This window comes from Cupriavidus necator (genome assembly GCF_040578825.1).
GTDB classification, from domain to species: Bacteria; Pseudomonadota; Gammaproteobacteria; order Burkholderiales; family Burkholderiaceae; genus Cupriavidus; species Cupriavidus necator_E.
The window spans coordinates 63812-78683 of the sequence record NZ_JBEFLI010000031.1; the positions used below are offsets into that span (position 1 = coordinate 63812).

At 66.6% G+C, this 14872-nt stretch carries 15 protein-coding genes and 1 pseudogene; 13 read left to right on the forward strand and 3 right to left on the reverse strand.

Annotated elements, in window-relative coordinates; translation table 11 throughout:
• The first annotated feature begins 268 nt into the window (after positions 1 to 268).
• From AB1I47_RS17000 to AB1I47_RS17015, 4 genes are all read left to right on the forward strand, one after another.
• A complete protein-coding gene (locus AB1I47_RS17000) occupies positions 269 to 1960 on the forward strand; it encodes a benzoate-CoA ligase family protein (protein WP_354684911.1) in 1692 nt (563 codons plus the stop codon).
• A 36-nt stretch (positions 1961 to 1996) separates the two neighbouring features.
• The gene (locus AB1I47_RS17005; protein WP_354684912.1) at positions 1997 to 2812 is read left to right on the forward strand and encodes an alpha/beta fold hydrolase; all 816 of its coding nucleotides are present in this window, start codon (positions 1997 to 1999) and stop codon (positions 2810 to 2812) included.
• A gap of 132 nt (positions 2813 to 2944) precedes the next feature.
• On the forward strand, positions 2945 to 4147 hold the full coding sequence (locus AB1I47_RS17010; protein WP_354684913.1) for an ABC transporter substrate-binding protein: 1203 nt from the start codon (positions 2945 to 2947) through the stop codon (positions 4145 to 4147).
• Positions 4148 to 4404: 257 nt separating this feature from the next.
• A complete protein-coding gene (locus AB1I47_RS17015) occupies positions 4405 to 5271 on the forward strand; it encodes a branched-chain amino acid ABC transporter permease (protein ID WP_354684914.1) in 867 nt (288 codons plus the stop codon).
• Here AB1I47_RS17015 and AB1I47_RS17020 read toward each other — a convergent pair.
• A pseudogene (locus AB1I47_RS17020) lies at positions 5272 to 5663 on the reverse strand (RNA-guided endonuclease InsQ/TnpB family protein); the annotation flags it as partial.
• Between the two features lie 89 nt (positions 5664 to 5752).
• On the opposite strand from AB1I47_RS17020, the gene AB1I47_RS17025 reads away from it, so the two are divergent.
• From AB1I47_RS17025 to AB1I47_RS17035, 3 genes are read left to right on the forward strand one after another with little or no spacing between them, the layout of a single operon-like run.
• Positions 5753 to 6853: a branched-chain amino acid ABC transporter permease gene (locus AB1I47_RS17025; RefSeq protein WP_354684915.1), complete on the forward strand. Its 1101-nt coding sequence runs from the start codon at positions 5753 to 5755 to the stop codon at positions 6851 to 6853.
• The gene (locus AB1I47_RS17030) at positions 6850 to 7620 is read left to right on the forward strand and encodes an ABC transporter ATP-binding protein (protein ID WP_354684916.1); all 771 of its coding nucleotides are present in this window, start codon (positions 6850 to 6852) and stop codon (positions 7618 to 7620) included. Before AB1I47_RS17025 ends, AB1I47_RS17030 begins: the two co-directional genes overlap by 4 nt.
• 20 nt (positions 7621 to 7640) lie before the next feature.
• The gene (locus AB1I47_RS17035) at positions 7641 to 8354 is read left to right on the forward strand and encodes an ABC transporter ATP-binding protein (protein ID WP_354684925.1); all 714 of its coding nucleotides are present in this window, start codon (positions 7641 to 7643) and stop codon (positions 8352 to 8354) included.
• A 64-nt stretch (positions 8355 to 8418) separates the two neighbouring features.
• Here AB1I47_RS17035 and AB1I47_RS17040 read toward each other — a convergent pair whose 3' ends face one another.
• Positions 8419 to 8691, reverse strand: coding sequence for a hypothetical protein (locus AB1I47_RS17040; RefSeq protein WP_354684917.1), 273 nt, complete (start codon positions 8689 to 8691; stop codon positions 8419 to 8421).
• Between AB1I47_RS17040 and AB1I47_RS17045 the strand changes: the two genes are divergently transcribed.
• The 6 genes from AB1I47_RS17045 to AB1I47_RS17070 all read left to right on the forward strand — a co-directional run bounded on the left by AB1I47_RS17045 (position 8690) and on the right by AB1I47_RS17070 (position 14178).
• Positions 8690 to 10591: a potassium transporter Kup gene (locus AB1I47_RS17045; protein WP_354684918.1), complete on the forward strand. Its 1902-nt coding sequence runs from the start codon at positions 8690 to 8692 to the stop codon at positions 10589 to 10591. The genes AB1I47_RS17040 and AB1I47_RS17045 overlap by 2 nt on opposite strands.
• Before the next feature lie 267 nt (positions 10592 to 10858).
• Positions 10859 to 11302: a hypothetical protein gene (locus AB1I47_RS17050; RefSeq protein WP_354684919.1), complete on the forward strand. Its 444-nt coding sequence runs from the start codon at positions 10859 to 10861 to the stop codon at positions 11300 to 11302.
• A gap of 211 nt (positions 11303 to 11513) precedes the next feature.
• Positions 11514 to 11870, forward strand: a complete 357-nt coding sequence (locus AB1I47_RS17055) for a hypothetical protein (RefSeq protein ID WP_354684920.1) — start codon at positions 11514 to 11516, stop codon at positions 11868 to 11870.
• A gap of 122 nt (positions 11871 to 11992) precedes the next feature.
• On the forward strand, positions 11993 to 13072 hold the full coding sequence (locus AB1I47_RS17060; RefSeq protein WP_354684921.1) for an alpha/beta fold hydrolase: 1080 nt from the start codon (positions 11993 to 11995) through the stop codon (positions 13070 to 13072).
• Between the two features lie 224 nt (positions 13073 to 13296).
• The gene (locus tag AB1I47_RS17065; RefSeq protein ID WP_354684922.1) at positions 13297 to 13737 is read left to right on the forward strand and encodes an Hsp20/alpha crystallin family protein; all 441 of its coding nucleotides are present in this window, start codon (positions 13297 to 13299) and stop codon (positions 13735 to 13737) included.
• 15 nt (positions 13738 to 13752) lie between these two features.
• A complete protein-coding gene (locus AB1I47_RS17070) occupies positions 13753 to 14178 on the forward strand; it encodes an Hsp20/alpha crystallin family protein (RefSeq protein ID WP_354684923.1) in 426 nt (141 codons plus the stop codon).
• Between the two features lie 242 nt (positions 14179 to 14420).
• On the opposite strand, the gene AB1I47_RS17075 is transcribed toward AB1I47_RS17070, so the two are convergent.
• Positions 14421 to 14872: NAD-dependent epimerase/dehydratase family protein (locus tag AB1I47_RS17075; RefSeq protein ID WP_354684924.1), on the reverse strand; the 452-nt coding region annotated here is incomplete at its 5' end.

Consider the following 14872-nt stretch of genomic DNA (forward strand, 5'->3'; position numbering starts at 1 on the left):
AGGGTCGGGTTGGCCGGCGCAGGTAGCCGGCAAAAAGCAAGGGCGCATTATACGAGCAGGCCGGGGCCCGAAGTGGCGGGTCAGGCGGTCCTGGTCTGTAAGGCCTGTCCTATAGTGCATCCCCTCGCTTGCATAATAGTTGATATGAAATAAAATGCATCGACAAGCGGATGCCGGCATGCCATGGCGGACACCGCAAGAACAGCGACTGGCCTGACGCCGCCGCTAGCCGACCGGCTCGCGGCGCGCGACACCAAGGAGTGGAGACATGACGCCCCCCAATACCGACGCCGGCGTGCCATCGGCTGCATCGACCGCACCGTCCGCGCCGTTGGCTGTTCCATCCGCATCCGACACCCCCATCACCACACTGCCGCCGCGCTACAACGCCGCCGAGGACCTGCTGTCGCGCAACCTGGAGGCCGGGCGTGGCGACAAGATCGCCTATATCGACGACACTACCTCGCTGACCTATGCCGAGCTCGATGCGCGCGCCCGCCGCTTTGCGGGCGCGCTGCGCGACGCGGGCTTCCGCCAGGAAGAGCGCCTGCTGCTGTGCGCGCTCGATACCATCGATTTCCCCACGGTCTTCCTCGGCTGCCTGCTGGCGGGCGTGGTGCCCGTGGCGGTCAATACGCTGCTGACCGCCGACGATTACGCCTACATGCTCGGCCATAGCGCCGCGCGCGCGGTAGTGGTGTCCGAGCCACTGCTGCCAGTGATGAAGGCGGCGATCGACAAGAGCGGGCTGACGCCGATGGTGATCCAGGCGGCGCCGCATGGCGAATCCGCACCGACGTGCAGCGTAAGGGCGATGCTGGCGCGCACGCGCTCGCCCGCGCAGACGGTGCGCAGCGGGCCCGACGACATGGCGTTCTGGCTGTACTCGTCCGGCTCCACCGGCAAGCCGAAGGGCACGGTGCATACCCATGGCAACCTGTTCCATACCGCGGACCTGTACGCACGCCAGGTACTTGGCATCCGCGAGGACGACGTGGTGTTCTCGGCGGCCAAGCTGTTCTTTGCCTACGGGCTGGGCAATGCGCTGACCTTCCCGATGTCGGTCGGCGCCACCACCGTGCTGATGGCCGAGCGGCCCACGCCGGCGGCGGTATTCAAGCGGCTGCGCGAGCAGCGTCCGACGATCTTCTGCGGCGTGCCGACGCTGTTCGCCGGCATGCTGGCCGCGCCCGACCTGCCGCCGCGCGCGGAAGTGTCGCTGCGCCTTTGCACCTCCGCCGGCGAGGCGCTGCCGCGCGATATCGGCGAACGCTTCCTGGCGCATTTCGGCTGCGACATCCTCGACGGCATCGGCTCCACCGAGATGCTGCATATCTTCCTGTCCAACCGGCCGGGCGACGTGCACTACGGCACCACCGGCAAGCCGGTGCCCGGCTATGAACTCAAGCTGCTGGACGAGCATGGCGAACCGTGCGCGCCCGGCGAGATCGGCGACCTCTACATCAAGGGCCCGAGCGCGGCGCTGATGTACTGGTGCAATCGCGACAAGACCCGCGACACATTCGTTGGCGAATGGACCCGCAGCGGCGACAAGTACCAGCGCGATGCCGACGGCTACTACACCTACGCCGGCCGCAGCGACGACATGCTCAAGGTGGGCGGCATCTACGTGTCGCCGTTCGAGGTCGAGGCCGCGCTGGCACAGCATCCGGCGGTGCTGGAGGCTGCGGTGATCGGCGTCGCCGATGCCGACGAACTGGTCAAGCCCAAGGCCTTCGTGGTGCTGCGGCCCGGCCAGCAATGGCATGACGGCATGGCGGCCGAGCTGCAGGCGTTTATCAAGTCGCGCCTGGCGCCGTACAAGTACCCGCGCCAGATCGAATGTGTAGCCGAACTGCCCAAGACCGCGACCGGCAAGATCCAGCGCTTCCGGCTGCGCCAGCGCGAAAACGCTGCGCGCGAAGTTGCGTGTGAAGCCGGGCAGCGGCCCGCGCAATGACCGCTTCCTGAACCGATGTCACAGAACAAGGTGCCCATGCAAAGCAGCCTGGTGGAAATCCCTTTCGACAACCGCCGTATCCGGATCGAATACCAGTGGCTGCGGCCCGAGTGCACGGAGCGCCCGCTGGTGGTGTTCCTGCATGAAGGATTGGGGTCGGTCAGCATGTGGCGCGATTTCCCGCGCGACTTTTGCGAGGCCGGCGACTACCGCGGGCTGGTGTTTTCACGCTACGGCTACGGCCGTTCCACGCCGCGCCCGCACGACGAGAAATGGCGCCCCGATTTCATGCACCGGCAGGCGCGCGAGGCACTGCCCGCGCTGTTCGATGCGCTCGACATCGGACCCGGCCGCACGCACGGCACGCCCTGGCTGCTGGGGCACAGCGACGGCGGCTCGATCGCGCTGATCTACGCTGCGAGCTTCCCGCTGGCGGTCGACGGCATCACCGTGCTGGCGCCGCATATCGTGGTGGAGGACCTGTCGGTAAGCAGCATCGCGGCCACGCGCGAAACCTACCTCGAAACCGACCTGCGCCAGCGGCTGGCGCGCCATCATGACGATGTCGATTCCGCCTTCTGGGGCTGGAACGATATCTGGCTCGACCCCGATTTCCGCCACTGGGACTTGCGCCCGCTGCTGTCCGGATTGCGGTGCCCGGTGCTGGCCGTGCAGGGCGAGGATGACGAGTACGGGACCATGGCGCAAATCGAGGGTATCCATCGATATGCCCCCCAGACCACGTTGCTTAAACTCGCGCGATGCGGGCATTCGCCACACCGCGATCAGCCTGGACCGTTGACGCACGCCGCGGTTCGGCATATAAATGCGAATACTTCATACCTAAAATAATTGGGCTTCGCGCCCGTTGCACGGGGTCCCGGGCTTCGCATGCACCCGTTTGCATGCCCGGTGCGGCCATGGCAAGGGCAGGGGGACCGGCAACGGTCCAGCGAGCCGCCGGCTTGACCACCAGGAGACATCATGCGTCGCTTCACCTCGCGCAGGCTCGCGCCTGCCTGCCTTGCCGTCGCCACCGTGTTTGCCATGGGCGGCGCTGCCGCCCAGCCGGCACCTGCCGCACCCGCGGCCACCGGCGGAAAGATCAAGGTCGGCTTCATGCTGCCGTACACCGGCACCTATGCGGCGCTGGGCACGGCCATCGAGAACGGCTTCCGCATGTATGTGACGCAGCAGGGCGGCAAGCTCGGCGGGCGCGAGGTCGAGTACTTCAAGGTCGACGATGAATCCGACCCCGCCAAGGCCCCGGAAAACGCCACCAAGCTGGTCAAGCGCGATCAGGTCGACGTGGTGGTCGGCACGGTCCACTCCGGCGTGCAGATGGGCATCGTCAAGGTGGCCAAGGAAAACAACACGCTGCTGATCATCCCCAATGCCGGCGCGGACGAAGCCACGGGACCGCTGTGCGGGCCGAATATCTTCCGCACCTCGTTCTCCAACTGGCAGCCGGGCTACGCGATGGGCCAGGTGCTGGGCGAGCGCGGCCTGAAGAAGGTGGTCACGCTGACCTGGAAGTACGCGGCCGGCGAGCAGTCGGTCAAGGGCTTCAAGGAGGCGTTCGAGTCCAAGGGCGGCAAGGTGGTGAAGGAACTGAGCCTGCCGTTCCCCAATGTCGAGTTCCAGGCGCTGATCACCGAAGTGGCTTCGCTCAAGCCCGATGCCGTATTCGTGTTCTTCGCCGGCGGCGGCGCGGTCAAGTTCGTCAAGGACTGGGCCGCGGCGGGGCTCAAGGACAAGATCCCGCTGTATGGCTCGGGCTTCCTCACCGACGGCACGCTGGAAGCGCAGGGCCCCGCCGCGCAGGGGCTGGAAACCACGCTGCACTACGCCGACGGCCTGACCAACCCGCGCGACAAGAATTTCAGGCTGGACTACGCCAAGGCCTACAAGCTGCAGCCCGATGTCTACGCGGTGCAGGGCTACGACGCGGCGCAACTGCTGGCGGCGGGGGCCAACGCGGTCAAGGGCGACATGACGCGCAAGGCCGACCTGTACAAGGCCATGGGCGCGGCCAGGATCGACAGCCCGCGCGGGACCTTTACGCTGTCGAAGGCGCATAACCCGGTGCAGGACTTCTACCTGCGCAAGGTGGAGGGGCGCGAGAACAAGGTCAGTGCGGTGGCGGTGAAGGCGTTGGCGGATCCGGCGCGCGGGTGCAGGTTGTGAGCTGTGGGCGCTTCCGTTGTTGCTGCTGGTTTTCTCCCCTCTCCCGCTTGCGGGAGAGGGGTGAGGGCGGGAGCATCAAAGGCTGACGCCCGTGGGTTAACACCGTTGGCCCCGCTTGATGTGGCACCTAGCTAGCCCACCCCTCACCCCAACCCTCTCCCTGAGGGGAGAGGGAGAACACCTTGCTTAGGCAAGCCCGGGCGGCTTGGGAGCACCCAAAACCATCGCCCTGTCTGTAACCCGCTGAAGCATCCCCCATGGACATCGTCTCCTTCCTGATCCAATGCCTGAACAGCGTGCAGTACGGCCTGCTGCTGTTCCTGGTGGCCAGCGGCCTGACGCTGATCTTCGGCATCATGGGCGTGATCAACCTGGCGCACGGCAGCTTCTACATGCTGGGCGCCTACCTGGCCTTCACGCTCGCCGGGCTGACCGGCAATCTGTTTATCGCCATCCCGCTCGGCATCGTGCTGGCGGTGGCGTTCGGCTACGTGCTGGAATGGGCCTTCTTCAGCTACCTGTACGAGCGCGACCACCTGCAGCAGGTGCTGATGACCTACGGCCTGATCCTGGTGTTCGAGGAGCTGCGCAGCATCCTGGTTGGCGACGATGTGCACGGCGTGCAGGTGCCGGCGCTGCTCGACGGCTCGCTGCCGATCGGCAACGACATGACGTACCCGGTGTACCGGCTCTTTATCTCCGCCGTGTGCCTGCTGGTGGCCGGGGCGATGTACTACGTGATCCGCCGCACGCGGCTGGGCATGATGATCCGCGCCGGCGCCACCAACCGCGAGATGGTGCAGTCGCTCGGCATCAATATCACGGTGCTGTACCGCTTCGTGTTTGCGCTGGGCGTGGCGCTGGCGGTGCTGGCCGGCATGATCGCGGCGCCGGTGTCGTCGGTCTATCCGGGCATGGGCTCGCAGGTGCTGATCGTCTGCTTCGTGGTGGTGGTGATCGGCGGCATCGGCTCGGTCAAGGGAGCGCTGGTGGCGTCGCTGCTGCTGGGTTTTGTCGATACCTTCGGCAAGGTGTTCTGGCAGGAGGCGGCCGGCGTGCTGATCTACCTGCTGATGGCGGTGATCCTGCTGTGGAAGCCGCAGGGGCTGTTCAAGGCGGGCTGACTTGACATCCTCAAGGGGCCTGGAGCTGAACACGCGAAACGTATTGCCGGCAAAGCGGAATGCGTCGCCCGAGCGCTTCAGGTCCCGGCCCTTGAGCGGCACCCAGCCGAGGGACTTGCGGCCGCGATAGCGCAGGTACGGCCGGCGGTGCTGGCTACGCGACTTGGCGTACTGCTCGCAAACCGCGTTGATGGTGCCGGAATGGATGCGCAGTTCCTTGCTAGTGCCGGTCGTCAATCGTTCAGGTCGAAACCCGTGAGCCATTTCTTGCCCCACTTGAGTGCCTGCTTCTGCGTGTCGTTGCAGAAGTTCCAGACGTAGTTCACCGCGCGGCTCTGCTGATTGAGCAGGCCGTTCAGCGACTTCACCCGGTAGCGATAGACCAGAAGCATGCCGGTCATTCTAAATTGGAAGTGCTTGCTGCCGGCGGCACTCCTTTCACTCCCCGCCCTGAAGGGCGGGGTTTCTCGGAGCAAGTCTGATGAATCCGACGACATTGCCGGCGCGTGCCGGCGCATCTGCACGGCGCCATGGCGCCATAGCGGCCACGCTGGGCTGGCTCGTGGCGTTCGCGGTGCTGGCGGCGCTGCCGCTGCTGCTGACCGCGGACAGCCACAAGTTCTATATCGAGCTGCTCAGCAAGGTGATGATCATGGCGATCTTCGCGCTGTCGCTGCAGCTTCTGATCGGCTATACCGGGCTCGTCAGCCTGGGGCATGCGGCGTACTTCGCCATGGCCGCCTACGCCACCGCGATGCTGGCGCCCGAGTCCGGCCCCGGCAACGGCTGGTTGCTGCTGGCCGGCGCGCTGGGGGCCTCGGCCGCGCTGGCGCTGGTGGTGGGCGCGCTGGTGCTGCGCACGCGCGGCATCTATTTCATCATGGTGACGCTGGCGTTCGCGCAGATGGTGTACTTCGTCTTCCATGACACCAAGGTCGCCGGCGGCAGCGACGGCACCTATATCTACTTCCGCCCGGAATTCCCGGTGCCGGGCGAGCGCCTGCTGACGGTCAACGATCCCACCCATTTCTACTGGCTGGTATGGCTGGGGCTGCTGGCCACGGTGGGGGTGCTGGCGCTGGTGCTGCGCTCGCGCTTCGGGCATGCGCTGGTGGGCATCCGCCATAACGAGCAGCGCATGCGCGCGGCCGGCTACGCCACCTACCGCTACCAGCTCGGCGCCTTTGTCGCGGGCGGGCTGCTGGCCGGGGTGGCGGGCTTTCTGTATGCGATCCAGTTCGGCTTCGTCAATCCGGAGATCGCGTCATGGCACCAGTCGGGCAATGCCATGCTGATGGTGATCCTGGGTGGCGTCGGCAGCCTGGCCGGCGCGGTGCTGGGCGCGTTTTCGTTCGTGCTGCTGGCCGAGTGGTTCAGCACGCTGACCAAGCACTGGCAGCTGCTGATGGGCGGCTTCATCATCGTCGCGGTGGCGCTGCTGCCGCGTGGGCTGGTCAGCCTGCCGGCGGTGCTGCGGCACGGACGCCGCGGCCGGCGCAATGGCAATGCGGGGGCCGAAGCCGATGAGGCGGCCGCCGCCCAGTCCGATGGACAGCGCTCAAGCAATACGGAGGCCGCATGAATCCCGCCGGAATCCCGATCCTTGAGGCGCAGCAGCTCACGCGCCGCTTCGGCGGCCTGACCGCGGTGGCGAATGTCGACCTGTCGCTGTCGCTGCACGAGATCCACGCTGTGATCGGCACCAACGGCGCCGGCAAGTCCACACTGATCAACATGCTCTCCGGCGAGCTGCCGCCATCGTCCGGGCGCCTGCGCCTGAAGGGCGAGGACGTCACCGGCTGGTCGCAGCCGCGGCTGGCGCGCCATGGGGTGGGGCGCAGCTACCAGCGCAACAATATCTTCTTGCCGCTGACCGTGCGCGAGAACTGCCGGCTGGCCGCGCAATCGCGCGCGCAGAAGGCGTGGCGGCTGTGGGAAAGCGCACAGGCTTGCCGCACCAGCGCCACGCTGGCCGACGAAGCACTGGAGCGCGCCGGCCTGGCGCCGCTGGCCGACCGGCTCGCAAGCGACCTGGCGCACGGCCAGAAGCGCCAGCTCGAGGTGGCGATGTGCCTGGCGACGCAACCGGTGGCGCTGCTGCTGGACGAGCCGCTGGCCGGCATGGGCGCGGAAGAGTCGGCGCGGATGCTGGCGCTGCTGCGCGGCCTGCGCGAGGGGCATGCCATCCTGCTGGTCGAGCACGATATGGACGCGGTGTTCTCCGTCGCCGACCGCATCACCGTGATGGTCAACGGCGCGGTGATTGCCACCGGCAGCCCGGAGGCGATCCGGGCCAACCATGAAGTCCAGGTCGCCTACCTGGGCGAAGAAGACCACGAGGCCGCATGAGTACGCCGATGAGTACGCCGATGAGCACGCCGATGATCGAAGCCAACGGCATCCACGCCTGGTATGGCTCCAGCCATGTGCTGCGCGGCATCGATTTCACCGTGGGCGTGGGCGAGACGGTGGGGCTGCTGGGCCGCAACGGCATGGGCAAGAGCACGCTGTTGCGCACGCTGCTGGGCCATGTACGCCAGCGCCAGGGCCGGATCACCGTGGCCGGGCACGATGTCTCGCGCGCGCAGCCGTTCGAGGTGGCGCGGCTGGGCGTGGCCTATGTGCCGGAAGGGCGCGGCATCTTCCCCAGCCTGTCGGTTCGGGAAAACCTGCTGATGGCCGCGCGCGAGGGCTGCAACGGCCGCATCGACTGGGACGAAGCCCGCGTCCTCGACCTGTTCCCGCGGCTGAAGGAGCGGCTGACCCATGGCGGCCAGCAGCTCTCGGGCGGCGAGCAGCAGATGTTGTCCATCGGCCGCGCGCTGATGACCAATCCCGACTGCCTGGTGCTGGACGAAGCCACCGAAGGGCTGGCGCCGCGCATCGTGCGCGAGATCTGGGAAGTCATCGCCACCGTGCGTGGCACCGGCATCGCCTCGGTGGTGGTCGACCGCAATTTCCGCTCCGTGCTGGCACATGCCGATCGCGCCGTGGTGCTGGAGAAGGGCCGGGTAGTGCTGGCGGGTCCGGCGGCGGATCTTGCCGGCAAGCCCGAGGCGCTCGACCGCTACCTCGGCGTCTGATCAACAAAAGCGCCGGATGAGGCGCTTTTGTTGCCCTGCCACAACGCTACTTGCGGGCGCAAGGTCACGCTGTTTTGCTACGCCAGGGCTTGACCATCCTCTGCTTCCCTCCCATGCTTGCGAAGTCACGAAAGCGGCATCCCATTCTTCCGCAGTGGTCGATCACGGTCAGTTCCTCTAAAATGGCGCCCGATTGTGCAATGCAATAGAACCGCCAGAAAAAACCGGAAACGGACGCGGCGGCCCGCTCCAGGTCCCTATCTGCACGCGACGGGGCCACGGGCCGCGCCAGAGCCAACAAACTGCCGGCGAGCCGGTCGAGCAGACCCAACTTCATGACCCAAGCCACCACCACCAGCCATTATTTCGTCGAAAGCCCCAGTACCCGCGCCCTGGTGCTCGGCGCGGTCGGTGTCGTGTTCGGCGACATCGGCACCAGTCCGCTGTACGCCCTGAAGGAGTGCTTCAGCAAGGAACACGGCATCGCGTTCAGCCCCGACGCCGTGCTGGGCGTCATCTCGATGCTGTTCTGGGCCATGATCATCGTGGTCTCGATCAAGTACGTGGTATTCGTGATGCGCGCCGACAATGACGGCGAAGGCGGGGTGCTGGCGCTGATGGCGCTGGTGCTGCGCACCGTGGCGCAACGCTCGGGCAAGGCCAAGGTGCTGATGATGCTCGGCATCTTCGGTGCCTGCATGTTCTATGGCGATGCGGTCATCACGCCGGCCATCTCGGTGCTGTCGGCGGTGGAGGGCCTGGAGATCGCCGCGCCCCAGCTTTCCAGATTCGTGATACCGATCACGCTGGTGATCCTGGCCGCGCTGTTCCTGATCCAGCGCCACGGCACCGCCGCGGTGGGCAAGCTGTTCGGGCCGATCATGACGGCGTGGTTCGTGGCGCTGGGCGCGCTCGGCATCTTCAACCTGGTCCAGGCGCCTGAGATCCTGAAGGCGGTCAATCCTTACTACGCCATCAACTTCCTGGTTGAGCATGCACTGCAGGCCTTTATCGTGCTGGGCTCGGTGTTCCTGGTGCTGACCGGGGCCGAGGCGCTGTACGTCGACATGGGCCACTTCGGCGCGCGCCCGATCCGCATCGGCTGGTTCGTGCTGGTGATGCCGTGCCTGATGCTGAACTACTTCGGCCAGGGCGCGATGCTGATGAACAACCCCGCCGGCGCAGTGAACCCGTTCTTCCTGATGGTGCCCGAGCCCCTGCTGATTCCGATGGTCCTGCTGGCCACCTGCGCCACCGTGATCGCCTCGCAGGCGGTCATCTCCGGTGCCTTCTCGCTGACCAGCCAGGCGATCCAGCTGGGCTTCGTGCCGCGCATGCGCGTGCGCTACACCTCGGCGGCGGAGATCGGCCAGATCTACCTGCCGGTGGTCAACTGGCTGCTGCTGGTGCTGGTGATCGGCGTGGTGATCTCGTTCAAGAAGTCAGAGAACCTGGCCGCGGCCTACGGCATCGCCGTGACCACCACCATGGTCATCACCACCCTCCTGGCGGCGGTGTGCATGCGCAACGTGTGGAAGTGGAACCCCGCGCTGGTGGCGGTGCTCAGCTTTGCTTTTATCCTGATTGACCTGTCGTTCTTCGCGGCCAACCTGCTCAAGATCGCCGAGGGCGGCTGGTTCCCGCTGCTGCTGGGCACCGCCGCGTTCTTCATGCTGATGACCTGGTACAGCGGCCGCAAGCTGCTGCGCGCACGCAGCCTGGAAGACGGCATTCCGCTCGAGCCCTTTATCGCCGGCCTGCTGGCGCATCCGCCGCACCGCGTCGAGGGCACCGCGGTGTTCCTGACCGGCAATACCGATTCGGTGCCGGTGTCGCTGCTGCACAACCTGAAGCACAACCGCGTGCTGCATGAGCGCGTGGTGTTCCTGCACTTCATCACGCGCGACGTGCCATACGTGGACGACGAGCATCGCCTGAGCTGCAAGGACCTGGGCGGCGGCGTGTTTATCCTGAAATCGGAATACGGCTTCAAGGAAACGCCTGACGTGCAGAAGGTGCTGGACCTGGCCGACCGCAGGCTCAACATGCACTTCGAGCTGATGGAGACCTCGTTCTTTATCGCGCGCGAATCGGTGATCCCGTCCAAGCTGCCGGGCATGCCGATGTGGCGCGAGAGCCTGTTTGCGTGGATGCATCAGAACGGCGCCAAGCCGTCGGACTTCTTCCAGATCCCGGCCAACCGGGTGGTGGAGCTGGGCACCAAGGTCGAGATCTGAGCCAGGCGGGCCAGGTGCCCGCGGCCATGGATGCGGACCCCCGGGTGTGCGCCGTCTGGCGACCCCGGGGGTTTTTGTTTTGCCCACGCCCCGGCGCTTATGCCACGCCTATGCCGCCACCGGGGCGCTAGTCCCGGAAAGTTGACCGCCGCGACGCCGACCCGGGACACCGGCCTCATGCGCCCGACCGTCCCCCGCCAGACAATGCAACCCTCACCTTGTCACTGACCGCCTTCGCGGCGGTTCCTTCCAGAAGGAGTCCGTGCCATGCGCCCGTTGCAGCAGTGGTCTCGCCAGTCCAGCCGGTATGCCGACGATGTCCGTCGCGTGCTGCCGCTGCGACGCGCGCTGCCGCCGTGGCTGCAATGGTTCCTGCGCCACCGCGTGGCACGCACCGGCGCGGCGTTGCTGCCGCCGGCGCTCCTGCTGCTCTACGTCTTCTGTCATTCACATGCGAACTGGGAATCGTGCCTCGCCTCCCTGCGTGAGCTGGATCACGATCACGGCGCGCCGGCGCGCGAGCTGGGACGCGCGTTGTCGCTGGCGCGCTCCCTGCGCGGACGCCAGGGACCGGATGCGGCTGCCTGGCACGCCGCGGTGCGGCTGGCCGCCGACGTCATGTCGGCGCGCCTGGCGGCACTCCGGCACAGTCCGGCGCGGCTGCTGCCGTCGCTGGCGCCGCTGTTCGCCATGCTCGGATGGCTGCACTGACCCCAGAGCGGTTCGTTCTCCGCATCCAGACCCATTGGTCAAGGAGTCAGGCGCCGCCGCTGCCGTGATGGGATGGCAGGCGGCTCGCGCCAGGCAACGGCTTGCACGGCAGAGGCGATCCCGTGCGGTCCGTGCTGTTCCCGTAGCCGATCGCCTGCATGAGGAAACGCCGACGCGGCCATGCCGCCGGTCGTCCCTGTTGGAGATAGCAATGCACAAGATGTTTGCCAAGACCCTGCTTGCCGCCGCCGCACTTGCCGCCGGGCTGAGCCAGACTGCCCACGCCGGTGTGGCCGACGAAGCCACCCGGGCCACTGCCGCGCACACCCGCTCCGGGCAGCGCGACGCCTTCACCGACGGCGCGCGCGGGCCCGCTTCCGAGGCCACGATGCTGCCCGTGGTGGCGCGTCAGGGCATGTCCGTGTGCGCGGTCCGTGGCTTTGATCCGTACCGGGACGGCATGCGCACGCGCGACGCCGTTGCTGACGGCGCCCGCATCAGTTCACGCGACGGCTTTACCGAGGGCGCGCGCACCGATGCCCGCGAGCGCGGAGAGTGCCTGTCCTGAGCAGGGCAGGGCAGCGCAGCGGTTCGGCGGGGCCGCTCCGTTGTCCTTTTTTGACTAAGCTAGGGAAGTCACGCGGCGCGCCTGCCGTTGCGGCACGCAGTCCCAGCCCGCATGGCCCCCACATGCCGATGTTCAAGCAGCAGATCCGCCTGTGCACCAGCTGTGATGGCGTTCGCCTTGCCTACGCCATCACGGGCAGCGGCGCGCCGCTGGTCAAGGCAGCCAACTGGATGAGCCATCTCGAATTCGATGTGGGCAGTCCGGTGTGGAGCCATATGATCATGGCGCTGTCGGCCACGCATATGCTGATCCGCTATGACGAGCGCGGCTGCGGCCTTTCCGATCGCGATATCGAAGACCTGTCCTTCGACGCCTGGCTGCGCGACCTGGAAACCATCGTCGACGCCACCGGGGTCGAGCACTTCCCATTGCTGGGTATCTCGCAGGGCGCCTCGCTCGCCGTGGCCTACGCGGTCGCGCATCCGGAGCGCGTCAGCCACCTGGTGCTGCACGGCGGCTACGCGCGCGGGCGGCTGAAGCGCGACAACCTGAGCGCGCAACTGCGCGAAGAGGCCGAGCTGATGAACCGGCTCGCCGAGCTCGGCTGGGGCCAGGAAAATCCCGCCTTCCGCCAGTTCTTCACCACGCAGTTCATTCCCGGCGGCAGCGCCGAGCAGCACGCCTGGTTCAACGAACTCGAGCGGGTCTCCACCTCGCCGCTGAATGCCGCGCGCTTTATGCGCGTCTTCAACGAGATCGACGTGGTGGCGCTGCTGCCCAGGGTATCGTGTCCCACGTTGGTGCTGCATGCGGTGCGCGATGCGCGCGTGCCGTTCGACGAGGGGCGCCTGATTGCCAGCGAGATTCCGGGCGCGCGCTTCGTGCCGCTGGAAAGCGGCAATCACCTGCTGCTGGAAACCGAGCCGGCGTGGCGCCGCTGGCTGGACGAGGTGCGCGCCTTCCTGCCGGCGGCGGAGAAGGTACGCGATCCCGCCTTCACCGCGCTGACGCGGCGCGAGCGCGATATCGTCGAACTGATCGCGCAGGGCCGCGACAACGCCCAGATCGCCGCCCACCTGGACCTGTGCGAGAAGACCGTGCGCAACCACATCACCAGCATCTTCGCCAAGCTGGAAGTGGAAAACCGCGCGCAGGCGATCGTGCTGGCGCGCAAGGCGGGCTTCGACCGCGCCGGCGCCTGAATCCCGACGGGCGGCTGTGACGCGGCCGATACCTGCCAGCGTCCGATTGTTCCGCTATACGACCCCTTGAAATCCTGGCGGGGCAGCACTAATTATGGATTGCCCAGTCGTCGCGGCAACGCGGCGCTGCGTGTTTCCGTTGGTTTGCAGCGGCCTCGCAGCAGATCAGGTGCATGACATCAGGGTCCTGCGGTTTCCCCGCTGCATAGAAGGAGGATCTAACCATGAGTGACTTCTTTTTCGGGACTGACCCGTTCAGTGAATTCGACCGGATGCAACGGCAGATGGCGAATCTCTTCGGCGGGTTTCCAACCAGCCTGCGCTCCGGACGTTTCGGGGCGTTCCCTCCGCTGAATATCGGCACGACCGATGATTCGATCGAGATCGTGGTGTTCGCGCCCGGCATCAAGCTGGACCAGCTCGACGTATCGATCGACAAGGGCCTGCTGACCATCAGTGGGGAGCGTGCCCAGTTGCAGCCAGAAGGCGAAGCCGAGGTGCGGCCCTATGCGCAGGAGCGCTTCTCAGGCAGCTTCCGCCGCGTGATCGAGCTGCCGCAGTCGGCCGATCCCGACAAGGTGCAGGCACGCTACACCAATGGCTGCCTGTCGATCAGCGTAGGCAAGCGCGAGGCGTCGCGTCCCCGCGCCATCACCGTCAGCTAACGTGAGGAGGAAGCCATGAGCGATTCGAACCAGGTTGTCCAGCGCGACCAGAATACAAGCGGCCAAGGTGACCAGGGCGCCGTCGCGCAACGTCGCGAGGAAAACCAGGCCATGACGCTGGTGCCCGCGGTCGATATCTACGAGACTTCCGCCGGGGTCACGCTGTGGGCGGACCTGCCCGGCGTGCCGCGCGAGAACCTCGAGGTCAACGTGCACGACAGCAGCCTGCGCATCGAAGGCGAAGCCGTCGTGCCGACGCCCGCGAGCCTGCGCGTGCAGCATGCCGAGATCCGGCAGCCGCGCTATGCGCGTACGTTTACGCTCAGCCCGGATCTCGATGCATCGCGCATCGAGGCCAACTTGCAGGACGGCGTGCTGAAGCTGACGATCCCGCGCAGGGAAGAAGCGCGGCCGCGGCGGATTGAGGTGTCGGCCGGCTGAGGCTGCGCGCGTGCCTGGTGCCTGGGCGCGCTGCGGGTGTGCTCCCCTCTCCCGCTTGCGGGAGAGGGGCAGGGGGTGAGGGCAGGCGGGTCAAAGCTGACGTCCGTGGGTTTACACCGTTGGCCCCGCTTGATGTGGCTCCTAGCTAAACCACCCCTCACCCCAACCCTCTCCCCCTGAGGACCCTGAGGGGAGAGGGAGAACACCTTGCTTAGGCTAGCTCGGGCGGCTTTGGTGCACCCTCATCCCTGATTCACCAACGTCCTCGCCTCCGTCACGTGCGCGCGATACGCCTCGAAGATGCGCCGCAGCGACGCCTCCATCCCTATCCTCGGTTCCCACGCCAGCTCTTCGATCGTGTTGCCGATCTTCGGCACACGGTGCTGCACGTCCTGGTAGCCCTTGCCGTAGAAGTCGCCCGACGAGGTCTCGATGATCCGCGTCTTGCGTGCTTCCTCCGCGTATTCCGGATAGTCGGCCGCCATTCTGAGCATCATCTCGGCCAGCTCGCGCACCGAGTGGATATTGCCTGGGTTGCCGATGTTGTAGATCTTGCCGGTGGCCACGCCGTTGGGGTTTTCGATGATGCGCATCAGCGCGCTGATGCCGTCGGCGATATCGGCAAAGGCCCGCTGCTGCGCGCCGCCGTCGACCAGCTTGATCGGCTCGCCGCGCACGATATGGCCGAGGAACT

Excerpts from the sequence above, each read along its gene's own strand:
- AB1I47_RS17000 (WP_354684911.1), top strand. The coding sequence starts at position 269 with ATGACGCCCCCCAATACCGACGCCGGCGTGCCATCGGCTGCATCGACC.
- AB1I47_RS17070 (WP_354684923.1), top strand. The coding sequence starts at position 13,753 with ATGAGCGATTCGAACCAGGTTGTCCAGCGCGACCAGAATACAAGCGGC.
- AB1I47_RS17060 (WP_354684921.1), top strand. The coding sequence starts at position 11,993 with ATGCCGATGTTCAAGCAGCAGATCCGCCTGTGCACCAGCTGTGATGGC.
- AB1I47_RS17045 (WP_354684918.1), top strand. The coding sequence starts at position 8,690 with ATGACCCAAGCCACCACCACCAGCCATTATTTCGTCGAAAGCCCCAGT.
- AB1I47_RS17005 (WP_354684912.1), top strand. The coding sequence starts at position 1,997 with ATGCAAAGCAGCCTGGTGGAAATCCCTTTCGACAACCGCCGTATCCGG.
- AB1I47_RS17025 (WP_354684915.1), top strand. The coding sequence starts at position 5,753 with ATGAATCCGACGACATTGCCGGCGCGTGCCGGCGCATCTGCACGGCGC.
- AB1I47_RS17050 (WP_354684919.1), top strand. The coding sequence starts at position 10,859 with ATGCGCCCGTTGCAGCAGTGGTCTCGCCAGTCCAGCCGGTATGCCGAC.
- AB1I47_RS17065 (WP_354684922.1), top strand. The coding sequence starts at position 13,297 with ATGAGTGACTTCTTTTTCGGGACTGACCCGTTCAGTGAATTCGACCGG.
- AB1I47_RS17035 (WP_354684925.1), top strand. The coding sequence starts at position 7,641 with ATGAGCACGCCGATGATCGAAGCCAACGGCATCCACGCCTGGTATGGC.
- AB1I47_RS17030 (WP_354684916.1), top strand. The coding sequence starts at position 6,850 with ATGAATCCCGCCGGAATCCCGATCCTTGAGGCGCAGCAGCTCACGCGC.
- AB1I47_RS17040 (WP_354684917.1), bottom strand. The coding sequence starts at position 8,691 with ATGAAGTTGGGTCTGCTCGACCGGCTCGCCGGCAGTTTGTTGGCTCTG.
- AB1I47_RS17015 (WP_354684914.1), top strand. The coding sequence starts at position 4,405 with ATGGACATCGTCTCCTTCCTGATCCAATGCCTGAACAGCGTGCAGTAC.
- AB1I47_RS17010 (WP_354684913.1), top strand. The coding sequence starts at position 2,945 with ATGCGTCGCTTCACCTCGCGCAGGCTCGCGCCTGCCTGCCTTGCCGTC.
- AB1I47_RS17055 (WP_354684920.1), top strand. The coding sequence starts at position 11,514 with ATGCACAAGATGTTTGCCAAGACCCTGCTTGCCGCCGCCGCACTTGCC.